The organism is Aromatoleum evansii, assembly GCF_045689615.1.
Classification (GTDB): domain Bacteria; phylum Pseudomonadota; class Gammaproteobacteria; order Burkholderiales; family Rhodocyclaceae; genus Aromatoleum; species Aromatoleum evansii.
Window position 1 is genome coordinate 444,966 of record NZ_CP141259.1, and the last position, 17,301, is coordinate 462,266.

The following is a 17,301-nucleotide window of genomic DNA, read 5'->3' on the forward strand; positions in this document are numbered from 1 at the left end:
GCGCCCGAGGCGAGCGCATGAAGCTCCGTAGGGCGGGAGGAACCGAAGGCCGAATTTGGCAACTGCGCCGCCATGCAACCCTCGGGGCGCATCACACGTCGTCCTGGCGGGATACGCTCCGCTCCTCCCGCCCTACGGGAGTACGTGCATTCAAGCTCGGCGTGTCGCCGGACACGCGGCGGGGATCAGCCGCGCGATCGGCCGCGCCGCGATGAAGGCACCCAGCGACACGCACACCAGCCCCGCGAGCAGCCAGCCGGTCAGCGCCTCGCCGAGCAGCGGCGCGGCGGCGACGCCGGCGAGCACCGGCACCAGCGCGATCAGCGCGCCGACCCGTTCGGCGCCGAGCTTCTCGACCGCCTTCAGGAACAGCAGCATCGCGACAATGGTCGCGCCCACGCCCTGGTACAGGCCCTGCAGCACCAGCGTGGACATCGGCACCGCGTCGAGCTGCTTGGGCAGCCACAGCAGGTACACCGGCAGGTAGATCAGCGCCGAGCTGAAGGCGACGAAGCGCGTCAGCAGCCACGGATGGAAGCCCCAGCGCTTCGCGAGCACGCTGTAGAAGGCCCACATCAGGGCCGACGCGAGCATCAGCGCGTCGCCCGCCAGCATCGCCGCCGACCACGCGCTGCCCGCCATGTAGGACTGTGCGGCAAAACCCACGCCCAGCGCGATGAAGGCCAGCCCGAGGGCACGCTCGCGCGGCATGCGCTGGCGCGTCAGCAACCACGCGACGGCGGCGACGAGGAAGGGCTGCATGCCCGGCAGCAGGATGCCGCCGTGCGCGGCCGGCACGAGCTTGAAGGCCGCATACACCAGCACGCCGTACAGCAGACCGCCGACCATCCCCAGCGTCCACAGGCGCGCATCGCGCCACGACCCGCGCGGCAGGCTGCCGGCGAAGGGCAGCAGCAGGAGGGCGGCGACGCCCAGGCGCAGCGCGAGGATGTCGTGGCCCGTCAGCGCGCTCTTGCCGCCGAGGCGCGAGACGAGGATGAAGCCCGTCCAGATCGCCACGGTGCCGGCGGCGGCGAGGTAGCCGATGGTCTGGTCCCGTCCGGTGCTCATGAGCTGCTCCTGCATGCTGTTGGTACGACTGCAACGATATCGCTGGACAATGTTCGCGTAAAATGAATAATTCTGATTCGATGCATTCCTGAGAGAGAATGATGGATCTCGATGACCTGACCATCTTCCGCACCGTCGTGCGCGAGGGCGGCATCACGCGCGCGGCCGAGAAGCTGCACCGCGTGCAGTCCAACGTCACGACGCGCATCCGCCAGCTCGAGGACAAGCTGGGTGTCGAGCTCTTCATCCGCGAGGGCCGGCGCCTGATCGTGTCGCCCTCGGGGCGCGTGCTGCTCGACTACGCCGACCGCCTGCTCGCGCTCGCCGACGAGGCACGCGCCGCGGTCGGCGACGGCACGCCGCGCGGGCGCCTGCGCTTCGGTTCGATGGAGAGCACCGCGGCGGCACGCCTGCCGGCGCTGCTCGCGCGCTTCCACGCGCAGTACCCGGAGGTGCAGCTCGAGTTGCGCACGGGGCCGACCGGGCCGCTGATCGCCGAGGTCATCGACGGCCGCCTCGAATGCGCGCTCGTCAGCGGACCGGTCGAGGATGTGCGCATCGCGAGCGTGCCGGCCTTCGACGAGGAGCTCGTGCTCGTCGCACCCGCCGGCCACCCGCCGATCGCCTCGCCGCGCGACTTGTGCGCCCGCACGCTGCTCACCTTCGAACCCGGCTGCGCCTATCGTCAGCGCCTGCAGGCCTGGCTCGCGTCGGGCGAGGTCGTGCCCGAGCGCGTCGTCGAGCTCTCCTCCTACCACGCGATGATCGGCTGCGTGGCCTCCGGCATGGGCGTCGCGCTGGTGCCGCGCAGCCTGCTCGCGATGCTGCCGGTTGAGGACAGCGTTTCGATCCATGCGCTGCCGCCCGAGTTCGCGCTCGCGCGCACGGTACTGATCCACCGCAGCGGCGCGCCGGGGCCGGCGGTGCGTGCGCTGGTCGAACTGATCGGGCGCGGCTGAGATGGCGACCCTCTTTGGCGGCGCGTCCGCGCCGCCGCTCGGCACGCTGCGCCACCCGTGGCTGCTGGCGCTGGCCTTCGCCATCGCCTACCTGCTGCTGGACCGCGCGAGCTACCTGTACCCGATGCCGGACTTCAAGATCACGCCGTGGAACCCGCAGCCCAGCCTCGCGATCGCCTTCCTGATGACGCTGGGCGGACGCTGGTTGTGGGTCGTGCTCGTGACGGTGGTGGTCGCGGAGATGACGATTCGCGACGTCACCTCTCCCGCCGCGGCCTTCCTGATCGCGCTGGTGCTGTCGCTCGGCTACGCGGCGATCGCCGCGGCGCTGAAGGGACGCCTGCGGGGGCGGCTGCATGTGGCCGTGGCCCTGCGCCAGCGAGGCGACGTGCTGCGCCTGTTCGCCGCGGTCTCGGGCGGCAGCCTGCTGATCGGCGCGGCCTATGTCGTCGCGGTCGCGCTGCTCAACGGCAGCGCGGCCGGCATGGGCGCGGCCTGGCTGCGCTTCTGGATCGGCGACACGGTGGGCATCGTCGTATCCCTGCCGCTGATTCTGATGATGCTGGACGCCTCGCGTCGCGCGCAGGTCGCGCTGCTGCTGCGCAATCCCGAGGTGCTGCTGCAGTTCGGTGCGATCCTCGCGAGCCTGTGGGTCGTGTTCGCGCTGCCCGATGCGCAGCGCTTCAATTACTTCTACGTGCTCTTCCTGCCGCTGGTGTGGATCGCCGCGCGCCACGGCATGGCGGGCACCGCGCCGGCGATGATCCTGCTGCAGGTGGGCGTCATCATCGTCATGGAGGCCTCGGGCATCAGCTCGCTGAGCGTGTTCGAGCTGCAGGCGCTGCTGCTCGCGCTGGCGATGACCGGCTTCTTCGTCGCGGTGACGGTGGACGAGCGCCAGCGCATCTCCGACGACCTGCGCCGCACCCTCAAGCTCGCCGCCGCCGGCGAGATGGCCGCGGCGATCACGCACGAACTCAACCAGCCGCTGACCGCGCTGAACAACTACGCGCGCGCCTGCAGCCTGATCCTCGAGTCAGATTCGCCCGCCGCGCGCGACGCACTGCCCGCGACACTGGAGCGCATCTCGGCCGAGGCGCGTCGCGCAGGTGACGTGATCCGCCGCCTGCGCGACCTCTTCAAGGGGGGCGTCGAGGGGCGCGAACCGGTCGACGTCGGCGCAATCGCCGCGGCGATGGTGGAGTCCTTCCGGCGTCACGCGGGCAGCGTCCAATTTCGCCTCGAACGGCCCGCGGCGCAGATCTTGGCGCAGGCCGACCCCCTGCAGGTCGAGCTCGTACTGCGCAACCTGCTGCAAAATGCGCTCGATGCGCTCGCGACGATGCCCGACGGGACAATCGTCGTGCGCGTCGGCGCGGACGAGGAGCGGCTGCGCGTGGAGGTCGAGGACACCGGGCCCGGCATCCCGCCCGAGCGCGTGCTGACGGTGTTCGAACCCTTCGGCAGCGACAAGGCCAGCGGCATGGGCGTGGGCCTGCCGATCAGCCGCGCGATCGTCGAGTCGCACGGCGGCCAGTTGGTCGCGGAGCCCGGACCCGGCGGCCGCATCCACTTCACGCTGCCGCGACTGAAGGACTGAGCATGGACAACGACCAGCGCCTGTGCGTGTTCCTCATCGACGACGATGCCGCGGTGCGCGACTCGCTGTCGCTGCTGCTGGGCGTGCGCGGCTACGCTACGCGCGTGTTCGACAGCGCCGACGCCTTCCTGCACGCAGCGGGCGAGGGCGGGGAAGGCTGGGCCGGCTGCGTGCTCACCGACATCCGCATGCCCGGCCTGTCCGGCCTCGACCTGCAGCGCGTCGCGGCCGAACGCGGCATGCCGCTGCCCTTCGTCGTGATGAGCGCGCACGGCGATGCCGCCGTCGCGCGCCAGGCCTTCCGCCAGGCCGCAATCGACTTTCTCGAGAAGCCTTTCGACGATGCCGACCTCTTCGCGGCGATCGAGCAGGCCTTTGCCCGCGAACGCGAGCGGCTGGCCTCGACGAACCGGGAACGTACGGTCAGCGGGCGGCTCGCCTCGCTCACCGAGCGCGAACGGGAAGTCTGCGACCTGATGGTGCAGGGCCTGTCGAACCACGAGATCGCCGCGCGCCTGGGCATCAGCCATCGCACTGCGCAGGTGCACCGCGGCCGCGTGATGCAGAAGATGGAAGCCGAGTCGCTCGCAGCCCTGATCGCCGCCTGCCGCGCGGCCTGAAGCCCGCCCGCGCCGCGGGCGCATACGCCAATCCGCGTACGCGTCCTGTCCAATTTTCGGGGGCTCCCGCCGTCGCTAAGCTGACGGAACAAGGAGAGTTTTCCCGATGGCGAAGATCTCGCTCCTGATCTATCCGGAGCTCCACCGCATTCCGCCGCGCGAGCGCGACGCTGCCCTGGGCAGTGCGCGCGAGACGCCGTTCGACGGCCTCGAGCTGGCCGCGATCGCGCTCGGCCTCGCGCTCACCGCGGGTGCGACGCGCTATGTGGTGTTCGACGGCCTGACCCACCGGATCGAGGCCTTCCTCGCCAACTTCCTCCTTGCCGTGCCGCTGCTCGCCGTGCTCGCCGGCCCCTTCTTCGTCCGGCGCACGCGGCGCGGGCTGCAGCATTACCTGAGAACACACCCGTCACGGGGACTACAAGAAAGAGGAGCACAAGGGCAATGACCGAGGCGACGACCGTACAGGTCCTGGCGGCCGGCCTGTTCGCGCTGGCCATCATCCACACCTTTTCGACCAAGTTCTTCGAGCAGCTCGCGCACCGCCACCCGGCGCATGCCGGCGTGTTCCACCTGCTCGGCGAGGTCGAGGTCGTGTTCGGCTTCTGGGCGATGGTGCTGATCGTCGCGATGGGCTTCCTCGCCGGCCGCACGGAGGCGATCGCCTATCTCGACAGCCGCAACTTCACCGAGCCGATGTTCGTGTTCGCGATCATGGTGATCGCCGGCAGCCGTCCGATCCTGCGCTTCGCGCTGGCGCTCGTGCGCATGGCGGCGAACTTCCTGCCGCTGCACCAGAACGTCGCCTTCTACTTCATCACGATGGCCCTCGTGCCGTTGCTCGGCTCCTTCATCACCGAGCCGGCGGCGATGACGCTCGCGGCGCTGATCCTGCGCGACAAGTTCTTCGCCCACGGCATCTCCAACCGACTCAAGTACGCCACGATCGGCACGCTGTTCGTGAATATCTCGATCGGCGGCACCCTCACGCCCTTCGCTGCGCCGCCGGTGCTGATGGTGGCCGGCACCTGGGGCTGGGACGTCTGGTTCATGATCGCGAACTTCGGCTGGAAGGCGGCCATCGCGGTGTTCTTCAACGGCATGGTCGTGACCATGGTGTTCCGCCCGGAACTCGCCGCGCTCGACACCGGCAGCGCGAAGAGCGCCGAGCGCATGCCGATGCCCATCGTCGTGATCCACCTGCTGTTCCTTGCCGGCGTCGTCGCCTTCGCCCACCACCCGGCCGTGTTCATGGGCCTGCTGCTGTTCTTCCTCGGCTTCACGACCGCCTACAAGCGCTACCAGGACCGCCTGATCCTGCGCGAAGGCCTGCTCGTCGCCTTCTTCCTCGCCGGCCTGGTGGTGCTCGGCGGGCAGCAGCAATGGTGGCTGCAGCCGCTCCTGACCGGCATGGATGCGACGACCGTGTATTTCGGCGCGACCGCACTCACCGCCGTCACCGACAACGCCGCGCTGACCTACCTCGGCTCGCTGGTGCAGGGCCTGTCGCCGGAATTCAAGTACGCGCTGGTCGCCGGCGCAGTGACCGGCGGCGGCCTCACGATCATCGCCAACGCGCCCAACCCGGCGGGTTTCGCGATCCTGCGCGGGCATTTCACCGATGAAGCGATCCATCCGGTCGGCCTGCTGCTGTCCGCGCTGCCGCCGACCCTGGTCGCAATCGTCGCCTTCCAGGTCCTGTAAGGAAGACCGCCATGAGCACGTTCGACGAAATCCTGCAGTGGTTCGAGGCCCTGCCCGCGAGCTTCGCCTTCCTGCTCGCGCTGCCCTTCGTGATCGCCTTCGTCAGCCTGCTGAAGGATGCAGTCGAGCGGCGCGGCGGCAAGGAAGGGCGCCGCGGCGGCGAGAAAGGCCGGCCCGGCCGCCACGGCGAGCTGAAGATCCTGCTGTAGGCGTCCGCGCCTCAGGCGGGCGCCTCCCCGAGCAGCGCCTCGTACAGCGCGAGGTCGCCCGCCGAGAAGCAGCAGAAGACCACTTCGGCGATCGCCGGCAGCGCCGCGACCGCCTCGCGCACCGTCGCGACCGCGATGCGCGCCGCCTCGTCCTTGGGGTAGGCATACACGCCGGTACTGATGCCGGGGAAGGCTACGGTCGCCGCCCCGTTCGCCGCCGCGACTTCGAGCGAGCGCCGGTAGCACGACGCCAGCAGCGCCGCCTCGCCGCGCGTGCCGCCGTGCCATACCGGGCCGACGGTGTGGATCACGAAACGCGCCGGCAATCGGTAGCCGTGCGTGAGCTTCGCCTCCCCGGTCGGACAGCCGCCCAGCCCGCGGCATTCGTTCAGCAGTTCGGGGCCCGCCGCGCGGTGGATCGCCCCATCGACGCCGCCCCCGCCCAGCAGCGAGGAATTCGCGGCATTGACGATGGCGTCGACGGGCAGGGTCGTGATGTCGGCCTGGAGGGCGCGGAGCGTGGCGGTCATGATGGCGGTCTCCCTGGGCACGGCGCGGTGCACCTGCTGGAAGACTAGTCCGCCGGTCCGCCGACAGGCAAGCCGCATCTGGGCGAATGCATCGTGAATACCGCGTTGCAATGAACTGTAACGCTCCCGCACGGAATCTTGAGCCGCTCCTCACGGAATGTTCACGCGCCGGCCGCGAGAATGCGCCGCGTGTGCTGAACACATATCCATTCCAATTCGCAGGAGCTTACCCATGCAAGTCCGTTACCTCGTCCTCGCCGCCACGACCCTGTGCCTTGGCAGTGCCGCCTTCGCCGGCCCGCAATGCACCGAGGCACCCAAGTCGTCCTGGCTCAGCGAAGAGGCGATGAAGCAGAAGATCGCCGCCGACGGCTACACCGTCGACAAGTTCAAGGTCACGTCGGGCAACTGCTACGAGATCTACGGCAAGGATAAGGAGGGCAAGAGGGCCGAGGTGTACTTCAACCCCGTCGACGGCAGCGTCGTCAAGGCCAAGCAGGGCTGAAGCGCGGCGTGCGGGAGACGGCCATGCATGGCGAACGTATCCGCGTGTGGGACCTTCCCGTGCGCGTGTTCCACTGGGGTCTGGTGGCGACGTTCGCCATTGCCTGGCTCACGTCGGAGGACGCCGAGGCGCCGCACCATTGGGCGGGCTACGTCGCCTTCGGCCTGCTCGCGTTCCGCGTCGCGTGGGGCTTCGTCGGTAGCCGCCACGCGCGCTTCGCGGACTTCGTGCCGCGTCCGGCCGAGCTGCGCGCCTATGTCGGCAAGCTCGTGCGCGGGCGTGAGCCGCGCCACCTCGGCCACAACCCGGCCGCGGCGGTGATGATCCTGTTCCTGATGGCGATGGTCGCACTGATCGGCACGACCGGCTGGCTGATGACCACCGACTGGGGCTGGGGCAGCGAGGCCCTCGAGGAACTGCACGAGGGCGCCGTAAACGCCACCCTGCTCGCGCTGGTGGTGCACGTCGCCGCGGCGGTGTTCGAGAGCCTGCGCCACCGCGAGAATCTCGTGCGCGCGATGATCACCGGCTACAAGCGTCCCTGACGGGACCGGCGGCCGCGGGCAAAGGGCGGCGCCGGGAGCGATTCCGGCGCCGCCTGCCCTTGCCCGTGCTTCAGCCGTTGCTCGGGAAGGCGAACTGCGCCTTCTCGATGCCGGCCACCGCCCAGCGCTGCGTCATCGTCTTGCGCCGCGTGTAGAAGCGCACCGCATCCGGCCCGTACGCATACAGGTCGCCGAACAGGGAGCGCTTCCAGCCGCCGAAGCTCTGGCACGCCACCGGCACCGGCAGCGGCACGTTCACGCCGACCATGCCGACCTGCACCGCGTCGGTGAAATGGCGCGCGACCGCGCCGTCGCGGGTGAACACGCAGGTGCCGTTGCCGAACTCGTGCGCGTCGATGAGGCGGATCGCCTCGTCGAGGCTCCTCACGCGCACCACCGCGAGCACCGGCCCGAAGATCTCCTCGCGATACACGCGCATCGACGGCAGGACGTGGTCGAGGAGCGTGCCACCGAGGAAGAAGCCCTTCTCGTGTCCCGGCACCTTCAGCGTGCGCCCGTCGACGACCAGCGTTGCGCCTTCCTCGGCGCCGAGGTCGATGTAGCTCCGGACCTTGTCGCGATGCGCCCCGGTTACCAGCGGCCCCATGTCCAGCCCGTGTTGCCTGCCGTTGCCGATGCGCAGTTCCTCGACCTTGGGTTTCAGGCGTGCGACCAGTTCGTCGCCCACCGCGTCGCCGACCGCGACTGCCACCGAGATCGCCATGCAGCGCTCGCCGCAGGAACCGTAGGCCGCGCCCATGATCGCGTTCACCGCGTTGTCGAGGTCCGCGTCGGGCATCACCACCGCGTGGTTCTTCGCCCCGCCCAGCGCCTGCACGCGCTTGCCGTGCGCGGTGCCGGTCGTGTAGATGTACTCGGCGATCGGCGTCGAGCCGACGAAGCTCACCGCCTGCACGCGCGGATCGGTCAAGAGCGTGTCGACGGCCTCCTTGTCGCCATTGACGACGTTGAACACGCCCGCCGGCAGACCCGCCTCGGTCAGCAGTTCGGCCAGCAGCATCGACGCCGACGGATCCTTCTCCGAGGGTTTCAGCACGAAGGTGTTGCCGCAGGCGATCGCCATCGGGAACATCCACATCGGCACCATCGCCGGGAAGTTGAACGGCGTGATGCCGGCGACCACGCCCAGTGGCGGGAATTCCGACCACGAGTCGATGTCCGGGCCGACGTCGCGGCTGTGCTCGCCTTTCAGGAACTCGGGCGCGCCGCAGGCGTATTCGACCACCTCGATGCCGCGCGCGAGCTCGCCGTGCGCATCCTCCCACACCTTGCCGTGTTCCTCGACGATCGCCGCGACGATGCGATCGGCGTTGCGCTCGAGCAGCTCCTTGAACTTGAACAGCACGCGTGCGCGCTTGAGCGGCGGCGTCTTGCGCCATGCGGGGAAGGCGGCCGCGGCCGCCGCGATCGCCTGCTCGACGGTGGCTTTCGACGCCATTGCGACCTGGCGCACGGGATGGCCGAGGGCAGGGTTGCAGACGGGCTGCGCGCGGTTGTCGTCGGCGACGCGGGCGCCGCCGATGTAGTGTCCGAGGGTTTCCATGTTGCCGTTTGTCTCTCTCGTCATTGGGTGGTCGGTCATTAATGTCAGGCTGTGGCGCGGATCGCCTGTCGTACGGTGTCGAAGATGCGGCCCAGCTCGTCGGGCGTCGAGTCGAGGAAGGGCGAGAATTGCAGCACGTCGCCGCCGTTGCGGATCACCACGCCGGCCTCGAAGCACTTCAGGAAGACCTCGAAGCCGCGCGCGCCGACCGCCCCCTCGCGCGGCGCGAGCTCGACGCCGCCCATGAGGCCGATGTTGCGGATATCGACGATCTTGGGTTCCCCCCGCAGCGAATGGATCATTTCCTCGAACACAGGTTCCACGGCGCGCGCACGCGCGAAGCTGTCCTCCTCGCGATAGGTGGCGAGAGTCGCCAGTCCCGCGGCGGCCGCAAGCGGATGGCCGGAGTAGGTGTAGCCGTGAAAAAGTTCGACCACGTGTTCCGGGCCCTGCATCAGCGCCTCGTAGAGCGTGTCGCGCACGATCACCGCGCCCATCGGCACGACGCCGTTCGTGAGCCCCTTCGCGGTCGTGATGATGTCCGGCGTCACGCCGAAGCGCGTCGCTGCGAAGGGCGCGCCGACGCGGCCGAAGGCGGTGATCACCTCGTCGAAGATCAGCAGGATGCCGTACTTGTCGCAGATCTCGCGTAGCCGCTGCAGATAGCCGATCGGCGGCACGAGGATGCCGGTCGAGCCCGCGACCGGCTCGACGATCACGGCGGCGATGTTGGAGGCGTCATGCAGCGCGCACAGGCGCTCGAGGTCCTCGGCGAGCGCCGCGCCCCACGCCGGCTGACCCTTCGAGAACGCCATGTCGGCCACGCTGTAGGTGTGGCGAAGGTGATCGACGCCGGGCAGCAGCGCCGCGCTGAACACCTTGCGGTTGCCCGGGATGCCACCCACCGACAGGCCGCCGAAGTTCACGCCGTGGTAGCCGCGTTCGCGCCCGATCAGCCGCGTGCGCTGGCCTTCGCCGCGCGCACGGTGGTAGGCGAGCGCGATCTTCAGCGCCGTGTCGGCCGACTCCGACCCGGAGTTGGTGAAGAACACCTTGTTCATCCCGTCCGGCGCCAGCGCCGCGACCTCGCGCGCCAGGGCGATGGCCTTGTCGTTGGTGACCTGGAAGCCCATCGCGTAGTCGAGCGTGGCGACCTGCTCCTGCACCGCCGCGACGATCTTCGGATGGCAGTGGCCGAGGCCCGAGGTCCACAGCCCCGAGAAACCGTCGAGCAGTTGCCTCCCGTCTTCGGTCGTGTAGTAGTGCCCGCGCGCGCCGGTGATGATGCGCGGCGATTTCCAGAACGCGCGGTTCGCAGTGAAGGGCAGCCAGAAGGCCTGGTCGTGGGACATGCGGGGCTCCGATGGATGGCACGGTGCAGCAGGAAGGCGTTCTGCCGGGGCGTCTACGTGGGAGCGGCTTCAGCCGCGAATCGGCGGGTGCTGCATGGCGCGGCCCATTCGCGGCTGAAGCCGCTCCCGCCGAAGCGCAAAGTGCTGCGGCGGGTTGTCTAGTCTGGATCTTATGAGGATTAATGAGTGCAAAAAACTACAGAAGACGTACGTAAAGTTGCGCATTAGTGAAACAATTGCCCCATGAAACCCCGTGCCCTCCTTGCCAGCCTCGCCGAAGCCGACCTGCGCCTGCTGCGCGTGTTCATCGCGATCGCCGAATCCGGCGGCCTCGCCGCGGCCGAGCTGCGTCTGAATATCAGCCGCTCGGTCATCAGCCGTCACCTCAAGGACCTCGAACTGCGCCTCGGGGTGCGCCTGTGCGAGCGCGGTCGCGGCGGTTTCGCGCTCAGCGAGGAAGGGCAGGTCGTGCTGGAGGCCGCGCGGCGCCTGCTCGCGCAGATCGAGGCCTTCCGCGCCGAGGTCGCCGAGCTGCATGCGGGCATGCGCGGCGAGCTCAACCTCGTGATGTTCGACAAGATCGTCTCCAATCCCGGATGCCGCCTCGCCGAGGCGATCGCGATCTTCGGCGCCGAGGCGCCGGCGGTGTCGCTCAACGTCTTCGTCGCCGGCAGCAGCGAGATCGAGAAGGGGCTCCTCGAGGGCCGTTTCCACCTTGCGGTGCATCCTTTCCATCGAGCGAGCGACAGCTTCACCTCGGTGCACCTCTTCGACGAGCACCTGCCGCTCTACGCCGCGCCCCACCACTCGCTCGTCGCGTGCGGGCGCGTGCCGTCCGACGACGAGCTGCGTCGCGCCGCCTTCGTCGGCCTCGGCTACCACTCCCCGAACATGGAAAGCTTCTGGCGCTTGGGCCTGCAGCCGGCGGCGCGGGCCTTCGAGCAGGAGGCGAGCGTGCTGCTGATCCGCTCGGGGCGCTACGTCGGCTTCCTGCCGGACCACTACGCGCAGGCCTTCGAGGCGCGCGGTGAAATCGTGCGCATTCCGTCCGAAACCCTGCGCTATTCGTGCGAATGGCAGGTTTCGATCGCACGCACGCCCCCTCCGGGGCGAGTTGCACGGCGTTTAATGGAGATTCTTGTCGCCCTGCATGCCCGTGAGGCCATGGCCAGGGGCTGAAATCGCAGCAGTGGAGCGAGTTTCGGCCCGATTTTCCGGTGAAAACGCCAATTGCAGGCAAGGCGGCCCGCCGTCGGGTTTCGCCTGATTCGCGTTTGCCCTGATTCCCGACCCGTCGCACGGCATTCGAAAATGTGTCCATGGCATCGAAACATGCTTCGGAATTTGTATCGTTGACGTGGATGAATGCCCCGCAAGCCGCGACAATGCTAGAATCCGGCCGTTAGATGTGCAGCACCGAACAACTCACACACCAATCGAGGTAAAGCATGAACAAAGGTGAATTCGTCGAAGCCCTGGCCGATCGTCTGGATGTCTCGCGTGCGCAGGCCGACCGTGCCCTGTCCGCCGTGCTCGACATCATCGCCGAGCGCATGGCCGCCGGCGAGAAAGTGTCGTTCACGGGCTTCGGCTCCTTCGAGGTGTCCGAGCGCGCCGAGCGTACCGGCCGCAACCCGCAGACCGGCGCTTCGATCAAGATCGCCGCTTCGCGCGTGCCGAAGTTCTCGGCCGGCGCGACGCTGAAGGGCGCTGTGAACGGCAACTGATCCCGCCTTCGGCAGCACCAGATCGGGGCCCGACGCCTGCAGGCGTCGGGCCTTTTTGCTTTTTTTCTTTCCCGGAGCCGGAAAATCGGCTACCATTGCGTCCGTTGTGCAATGCAGCAGTCGGTGTATTTTCAGGTCTTAACTCGCGGAACAGGATTCCGCGGACCCAGCCGAGGGACTGTATCCACAGCCCCATCGCCCCCGACCCTCCCGTCGAACTCCTCTCGTTCTCCTGATCGATAGGCATCGCGAATGCCGGTTGGTGCCGATGCGCGGTCGCATCCGTCGTAGTGGTTTGTCCCACGTTCGATGGTATCCGACCGGCCCAAGCCCATCGCGCGCTTGCCGCCACCGCGTCCCCCGTGGACGGTGCGATGCCTTTTCATTGGCCCGGATAACCGGGCCAGATCCCGTTGCGACCACCCGTTGCCGCGGAAAAACAGGAAGAACCCATGACGTTCAACGAACTCGGTCTCAACGAACTGCTGCTCAAGGCCATCGAGACCACCGGCTACACCGTCCCCACCGAAGTGCAGGTCAAGGCGATCCCCGCCGCGCTCTCCGGTGCCGACCTGATGGTGTCGTCGCACACCGGCAGCGGCAAGACCGCCGCCTTCACGCTGCCCAGCCTGTCGCGCATCGTCGAGCGCAAGCCTGCGCCCGGCGCCGGTCCGCGCATCCTCGTGCTGACCCCGACGCGCGAACTCGCGCTGCAGGTCGAGAAGGCCGTGAAGACCTACGGCCGCCACCTGCGCTGGCTCAACACCGCCTGCCTCGTCGGCGGCGCCCCCTTCTTCGCCCAGGTGAAGCAGCTGTCGCGTCCGGTCGACGTCGTCGTCGCCACACCGGGCCGCCTCATCGACCACCTCACGCGCCGCAAGATCAAGCTGTCGGATGTCGAGACCCTGGTGCTCGACGAAGCCGACCGCATGCTCGACATGGGCTTCGTCGAAGACATCGAAACCATCGTCGCCGCGACCCCGGCTTCGCGCCAGACCCTGCTGTTCTCGGCGACGCTGGACGGCGTGGTCGGCAACCTCGCGAGCAAGATGCAGCGCAACCCGCAGCGCATCGAGATCGCCCCGACGGTCGAGAACCGCGGCAACATCGAGCAGCGCCTGATGATGGCCGACAACCTCGTGCACAAGACGCGTCTGCTCGAATCCCTGCTGGGAACGGACGGGCTGCAGCAGGCCGTGGTGTTCACCGCGACCAAGAAGAGCGCGGAGGAAGTCTCCCTGTCGCTGCAGGAAAAGGGCTTCGCCGCCGCTGCGCTGCACGGCGACATGCACCAGACCGCGCGCAACCGCACGCTGGACAAGCTGCGCCAGGGCCGCATCGGCGTGCTCGTCGCGACCGACGTCGCCGCGCGCGGCATCGACGTCGCCGGCATCAGCCACGTCATCAACTTCGACCCGCCGCGCCAGGTCGAGGACTACGTGCACCGCATCGGCCGCACCGGCCGCGCCGGCCGCGACGGTATTGCGATCACGATGTCGGGCCCGCGCGAGATGGGCATCATCCGCGCGATCGAACGCTTCACCGGCAAGCGCATGGACGTGCACGTCATCGAAGGCCTGGAGCCGACGGCGCGTCCGACTTCGCCGCGTCGCCCGGGTGGCGGCAAGCCGGGCTACGGCGGCGGCCGTCCCTCCGGCGGTTCCTCGTGGAGCCGCGATTCGCGTGATTCCCGTCCGGGCGCCGGCAAGGGCTGGTCGTCGGAAGGGCGTGACGGCAACCGCGGCGGCTTCGGCCGTGACGAGCGCGCCGGCGCCCCGCAGGAGCGTCCCGCCTTCGGTCGCAGCGAACCGCGCAGCTTCGGCGACCGCAGCGCCTTCCCGCGGGATGACCGCGCGCCCCGCCGCGAAGGCTCGCGCGACGGCGCCCGTTTCGGCGGCGACCGTCCGGAAGGCGCCCGCCGTCCGCGCCCGGCTTTCCGCGACTGATTGATGATGTCGGCCCCCGCACGCGCGGGGGCGCGATGAAGAAGAAGGCCCGGGTCGTGCAGCGATGCACGCCCGGGCCTTCTGCCTTGACAGGCGGGCATGCCGGACTGATGAAATGAAAAACGGGCCGCGCAGGCCCGTTCGGTGCTCAGCCGTTCGGCCGCGTCTTCAGGACTTCGCGTCCTTCGCGGCGCTCACCTCGACCGCGCGCAGCTTCGCCGCGAGCTTGTCGAGCACGCCGTTCACGAAGCGGTGGCCTTCGGTGCCGCCGTAGCTCTTCGCGAGCTCGATCGCCTCGTTGATGATGACGCGGTAGGGCGTGTCGAGGCTGTTCTTCAGCTCCTGCGTCGCGAGCAGCAGGATCGCACGCTCGACCGGCGAGAGTTCGTCGACCGAACGGTGGATGAAGGGGATGAACTCCTCCTGCAGCGCCTCGACGTTGGCCAGCGTGCCACGTAGCAGACTGACGAAAAGCTCGCGGTCGGCCTTGTCGAAGCCGGTGACCTGGGCGACGTGGTCCTCGATCACGGGGACGGAGTTGCCCGACAGCAGCCACTGGTAGATGCCCTGCAGGGCGAATTCGCGCGCGCGGCGCCGTGCTGCCTTGCCGCTCATTTGAGCATCCGCAGCAGGCGGGCCATCTCGACGGCGGTGCGTGCGCAGTCGCTGCCTTTCTCCTGCATCCGTGCCAGCGCCTGGTCGTCGTCCTCGGTGGTGAGTACGCCGTTGGCGATCGGCAGCCCGGTGTCGAGGCCGATGCGGGTGATGCCTGCGCCCATTTCGTTCGACACCAGCTCGAAGTGGTAGGTCTCGCCGCGGATCACCGCGCCGAGCGCGACCAGCGCATCGTAGCGGCCGCTGCGCGCCATGGCCTGCAGCGTGAGCGGGATTTCCAGCGCGCCGGGGACGGTCGCGATGCGGATCAGGTCGGGTGCGACACCGAGGCGCTGCAGTTCGGAGGTGCAAGCCGACAGCAGGCCTTCGCACACGTCCTGATTGAAGCGGCTCATGACGATGCCGATGCGCAGGCCGTGGCCGTTCAGATCGGGCTCGAATTCGGGGATGTTGTCGTAACGGGCCATGTTCGGTTCTTTCAAAAACGGAAAAGCCGGAAATCCGCAGGACTTCCGGCGCGGTAAAACGTCGAGGGTACCACCTCAGGCCGGATCGACGAAGCCCGTGATCTCCAGGCCGAAGCCGGCCATGCTCGGAATCTTGCGCGGGCTCGAGAGCAGCCGCATCTTGCCGACCTTGAGGTCGCGCAGGATCTGGGCGCCGACGCCGAACAGGCGTGCGTCCCATTTCGGCGGCTGGTAACCCTCGCCGGTCAGGCTGGCGAGCAGCTCGGTGCCCGACTGCGGGCGGTACAGCAGCACGATCACGCCCTGCTCCGCCTGCGCGAGGCGGGCGAGCGAGAGGTTCACCGGGAAGGTGTGGTGGCCGCTCTCGGAGTCGAGGAAGTCGACCACCGAGATCGGTTCATGCACGCGCACGAGGGTCTCGCGTTCCGGGCGGATATCGCCCTTGGTCAGCGCGAAATGGACTTCGCCGGTGGTCTTGTCCTCGAACGCGAACAGGCGGAAGCGCCCATGCGGCGTCTCGACGTCCTTTTCGGCGACGCGCTTGATCAGGTGCTCGTTCGACGAACGGTACTGGATCAGGTCGCGGATGGCGCCGATCTTGAGGCCGTGTTCCTTGGCGAACTCGACGAGGTCGGGCAGGCGCGCCATCGTGCCGTCGTCCTTGAGGATCTCGCAGATCACCGCGGCAGGTTCGAGCCCGGCCAGCGCGGCGAGGTCGCAGCCGGCTTCGGTGTGGCCGGCGCGGATCAGCACGCCGCCGTTCTGCGCCATCAGCGGGAAGATGTGGCCGGGCTGGACGATGTCGGTGGGCTTGGCGTTGCGCGCGACCGCGGCTTCCACCGTGCGCGAGCGGTCGTGCGCGGAGATGCCGGTGGTGACACCCTCCGCGGCCTCGATCGAGGTCGTGAAGGCGGTGCCGTGCGGCGAGCGGTTGTCGCGCACCATCAGGTGCAGGTCGAGCTGGCGGCAGCGCGCCTCGGTCAGCGTCAGGCAGATCAGCCCGCGGCCGAACTTGGCCATGAAGTTGATCGCCTCGGGCGTGACGTGCTCGGCGGCGAGCACGAGGTCGCCCTCGTTCTCGCGGTCTTCCTCGTCGACTAGCACGACCATGCGGCCGGCGCGGATTTCCTCGACGATTTCGGTGATGGGGGACAGTGCGGTCATTGTGCGGATTCCTCGCGCCAGGCGAGCAGGCGTTCGCAGTAGCGGGCGATCAGGTCGATCTCGAGATTCACGCGGCTGCCGGCCGCGAGGTGCTTGAGATTGGTGACCGCCACGGTGTGCGGGATCAGGTTGATCGAAAATTCGGTGCCCTCGACGCGGTTCACGGTGAGGCTCACGCCATTCACCGTGATCGAGCCCTTGCGCGCGATGTAGCCGGCGAGCGCGGCCGGGGCGCGGATCACGAGGTCGTGGCTCTCGCCCATGGGGACGAAGCGGACGACTTCGCCGACGCCGTCGACGTGGCCGGTGACGAGGTGGCCGCCGAGGCGGTCGGCGAGGCGCAGCGCCTTCTCGAGATTGACCTCGTTGCCGGCCTGGTCGAGCCCGGCCGTGCAGTTGAGGGTCTCGCGCGACACGTCGAACTGCACGCGCGGGCCGTCGATCGCGATGACGGTGAGGCATACGCCGCTATTGGCGATGCTGTCGCCGAGCTGCACGTCGGAGAGGTCGAGGTCGGCGACGTTGACCGTCAGGCGGACGCCGTCCTGCAGGGGATCGATGCGTTCGATTCGGCCGCAGGCGGCCACGATTCCGGAGAACATTTCTAGTGGGCGAGCGAGTGGTGGAGCGCCAATTGTAGGCGAAGTGCAAGCAAATGCGGTCGCTTCGCCGCCGTAATCCGCGGCAATCGCCCGAATTCGGGCGTGGCAGCGGGCAGTCGCG

At 68.6% G+C, this 17,301-nt stretch carries 19 protein-coding genes; 11 read left to right on the top strand and 8 right to left on the bottom strand.

Features of this window, described 5'->3' with window-relative positions:
• Positions 1 to 150: 150 nt before the first annotated feature.
• Entirely contained in the window at positions 151 to 1,071 is a 921-nt protein-coding gene (locus tag U5817_RS01825) for a DMT family transporter (protein WP_407279532.1), read from the bottom strand.
• Positions 1,072 to 1,169: 98 nt separating this feature from the next.
• Between U5817_RS01825 and U5817_RS01830 the strand changes: the two genes are divergently transcribed.
• The 6 genes from U5817_RS01830 (at position 1,170) to U5817_RS01855 (ending at position 6,163) form a co-directional block, all read left to right on the top strand.
• Positions 1,170 to 2,030 carry a LysR family transcriptional regulator gene (locus tag U5817_RS01830; protein ID WP_407279533.1) on the top strand — a complete coding sequence of 287 codons (861 nt, stop codon included), beginning with the start codon at positions 1,170 to 1,172 and terminating at the stop codon, positions 2,028 to 2,030.
• Position 2,031: 1 nt separating this feature from the next.
• Positions 2,032 to 3,630: an ATP-binding protein gene (locus U5817_RS01835; RefSeq protein WP_407279534.1), complete on the top strand. Its 1,599-nt coding sequence runs from the start codon at positions 2,032 to 2,034 to the stop codon at positions 3,628 to 3,630.
• A 2-nt stretch (positions 3,631 to 3,632) separates the two neighbouring features.
• On the top strand, positions 3,633 to 4,250 hold the full coding sequence (locus U5817_RS01840; protein WP_169132349.1) for a response regulator transcription factor: 618 nt from the start codon (positions 3,633 to 3,635) through the stop codon (positions 4,248 to 4,250).
• Between the two features lie 106 nt (positions 4,251 to 4,356).
• A complete protein-coding gene (locus U5817_RS01845) occupies positions 4,357 to 4,698 on the top strand; it encodes a hypothetical protein (RefSeq protein WP_169132350.1) in 342 nt (113 codons plus the stop codon).
• Positions 4,695 to 5,954, top strand: coding sequence for a putative Na+/H+ antiporter (locus U5817_RS01850; protein WP_169132351.1), 1,260 nt, complete (start codon positions 4,695 to 4,697; stop codon positions 5,952 to 5,954). Before U5817_RS01845 ends, U5817_RS01850 begins: the two co-directional genes overlap by 4 nt.
• An 11-nt stretch (positions 5,955 to 5,965) precedes the next feature.
• Positions 5,966 to 6,163: a hypothetical protein gene (locus tag U5817_RS01855; RefSeq protein WP_169132352.1), complete on the top strand. Its 198-nt coding sequence runs from the start codon at positions 5,966 to 5,968 to the stop codon at positions 6,161 to 6,163.
• Positions 6,164 to 6,174: 11 nt separating this feature from the next.
• On the opposite strand, the gene U5817_RS01860 is transcribed toward U5817_RS01855, so the two are convergent.
• The gene (locus tag U5817_RS01860; protein ID WP_169132353.1) at positions 6,175 to 6,693 is read right to left on the bottom strand and encodes an O-acetyl-ADP-ribose deacetylase; all 519 of its coding nucleotides are present in this window, start codon (positions 6,691 to 6,693) and stop codon (positions 6,175 to 6,177) included.
• A 232-nt stretch (positions 6,694 to 6,925) separates the two neighbouring features.
• On the opposite strand from U5817_RS01860, the gene U5817_RS01865 reads away from it, so the two are divergent.
• The gene (locus U5817_RS01865; RefSeq protein ID WP_407279535.1) at positions 6,926 to 7,198 is read left to right on the top strand and encodes a PepSY domain-containing protein; all 273 of its coding nucleotides are present in this window, start codon (positions 6,926 to 6,928) and stop codon (positions 7,196 to 7,198) included.
• A gap of 23 nt (positions 7,199 to 7,221) precedes the next feature.
• On the top strand, positions 7,222 to 7,743 hold the full coding sequence (locus tag U5817_RS01870; RefSeq protein ID WP_169132355.1) for a cytochrome b/b6 domain-containing protein: 522 nt from the start codon (positions 7,222 to 7,224) through the stop codon (positions 7,741 to 7,743).
• A 70-nt stretch (positions 7,744 to 7,813) separates the two neighbouring features.
• Here the strand turns inward: U5817_RS01870 and U5817_RS01875 are convergent, their stop codons facing one another.
• The gene (locus tag U5817_RS01875; protein WP_407281144.1) at positions 7,814 to 9,307 is read right to left on the bottom strand and encodes a CoA-acylating methylmalonate-semialdehyde dehydrogenase; all 1,494 of its coding nucleotides are present in this window, start codon (positions 9,305 to 9,307) and stop codon (positions 7,814 to 7,816) included.
• Positions 9,308 to 9,351: 44 nt separating this feature from the next.
• Positions 9,352 to 10,659 carry an aspartate aminotransferase family protein gene (locus U5817_RS01880; RefSeq protein ID WP_169132356.1) on the bottom strand — a complete coding sequence of 436 codons (1,308 nt, stop codon included), beginning with the start codon at positions 10,657 to 10,659 and terminating at the stop codon, positions 9,352 to 9,354.
• 243 nt (positions 10,660 to 10,902) lie between these two features.
• Between U5817_RS01880 and U5817_RS01885 the strand changes: the two genes are divergently transcribed.
• The 3 genes from U5817_RS01885 to U5817_RS01895 all read left to right on the top strand — a co-directional run bounded on the left by U5817_RS01885 (position 10,903) and on the right by U5817_RS01895 (position 14,332).
• Positions 10,903 to 11,838 carry a LysR family transcriptional regulator gene (locus tag U5817_RS01885; protein WP_169132357.1) on the top strand — a complete coding sequence of 312 codons (936 nt, stop codon included), beginning with the start codon at positions 10,903 to 10,905 and terminating at the stop codon, positions 11,836 to 11,838.
• 269 nt (positions 11,839 to 12,107) lie between these two features.
• Positions 12,108 to 12,386 carry an HU family DNA-binding protein gene (locus tag U5817_RS01890; protein ID WP_018992615.1) on the top strand — a complete coding sequence of 93 codons (279 nt, stop codon included), beginning with the start codon at positions 12,108 to 12,110 and terminating at the stop codon, positions 12,384 to 12,386.
• Positions 12,387 to 12,838: 452 nt separating this feature from the next.
• Positions 12,839 to 14,332: a DEAD/DEAH box helicase gene (locus U5817_RS01895; protein ID WP_169132358.1), complete on the top strand. Its 1,494-nt coding sequence runs from the start codon at positions 12,839 to 12,841 to the stop codon at positions 14,330 to 14,332.
• Positions 14,333 to 14,500: 168 nt separating this feature from the next.
• Here the strand turns inward: U5817_RS01895 and nusB are convergent, their stop codons facing one another.
• From nusB to U5817_RS01915, 4 genes are all read right to left on the bottom strand, one after another.
• Positions 14,501 to 14,947: a transcription antitermination factor NusB gene (gene nusB / locus U5817_RS01900; RefSeq protein WP_169132359.1), complete on the bottom strand. Its 447-nt coding sequence runs from the start codon at positions 14,945 to 14,947 to the stop codon at positions 14,501 to 14,503.
• Positions 14,944 to 15,414, bottom strand: a complete 471-nt coding sequence (ribH, locus tag U5817_RS01905) for a 6,7-dimethyl-8-ribityllumazine synthase (protein ID WP_407279536.1) — start codon at positions 15,412 to 15,414, stop codon at positions 14,944 to 14,946. Before ribH ends, nusB begins: the two co-directional genes overlap by 4 nt.
• 75 nt (positions 15,415 to 15,489) lie before the next feature.
• Complete coding sequence (gene ribBA / locus U5817_RS01910) at positions 15,490 to 16,578, bottom strand: bifunctional 3,4-dihydroxy-2-butanone-4-phosphate synthase/GTP cyclohydrolase II (protein WP_407279537.1); 1,089 nt, start codon at positions 16,576 to 16,578, stop codon at positions 15,490 to 15,492.
• Positions 16,575 to 17,180 (bottom strand): riboflavin synthase, encoded by a 606-nt coding sequence (locus tag U5817_RS01915; protein ID WP_407279538.1) that lies wholly within the window; start codon positions 17,178 to 17,180, stop codon positions 16,575 to 16,577. The genes ribBA and U5817_RS01915 overlap by 4 nt, the downstream gene beginning before the upstream one ends.
• Positions 17,181 to 17,301 lie beyond the last annotated feature (121 nt).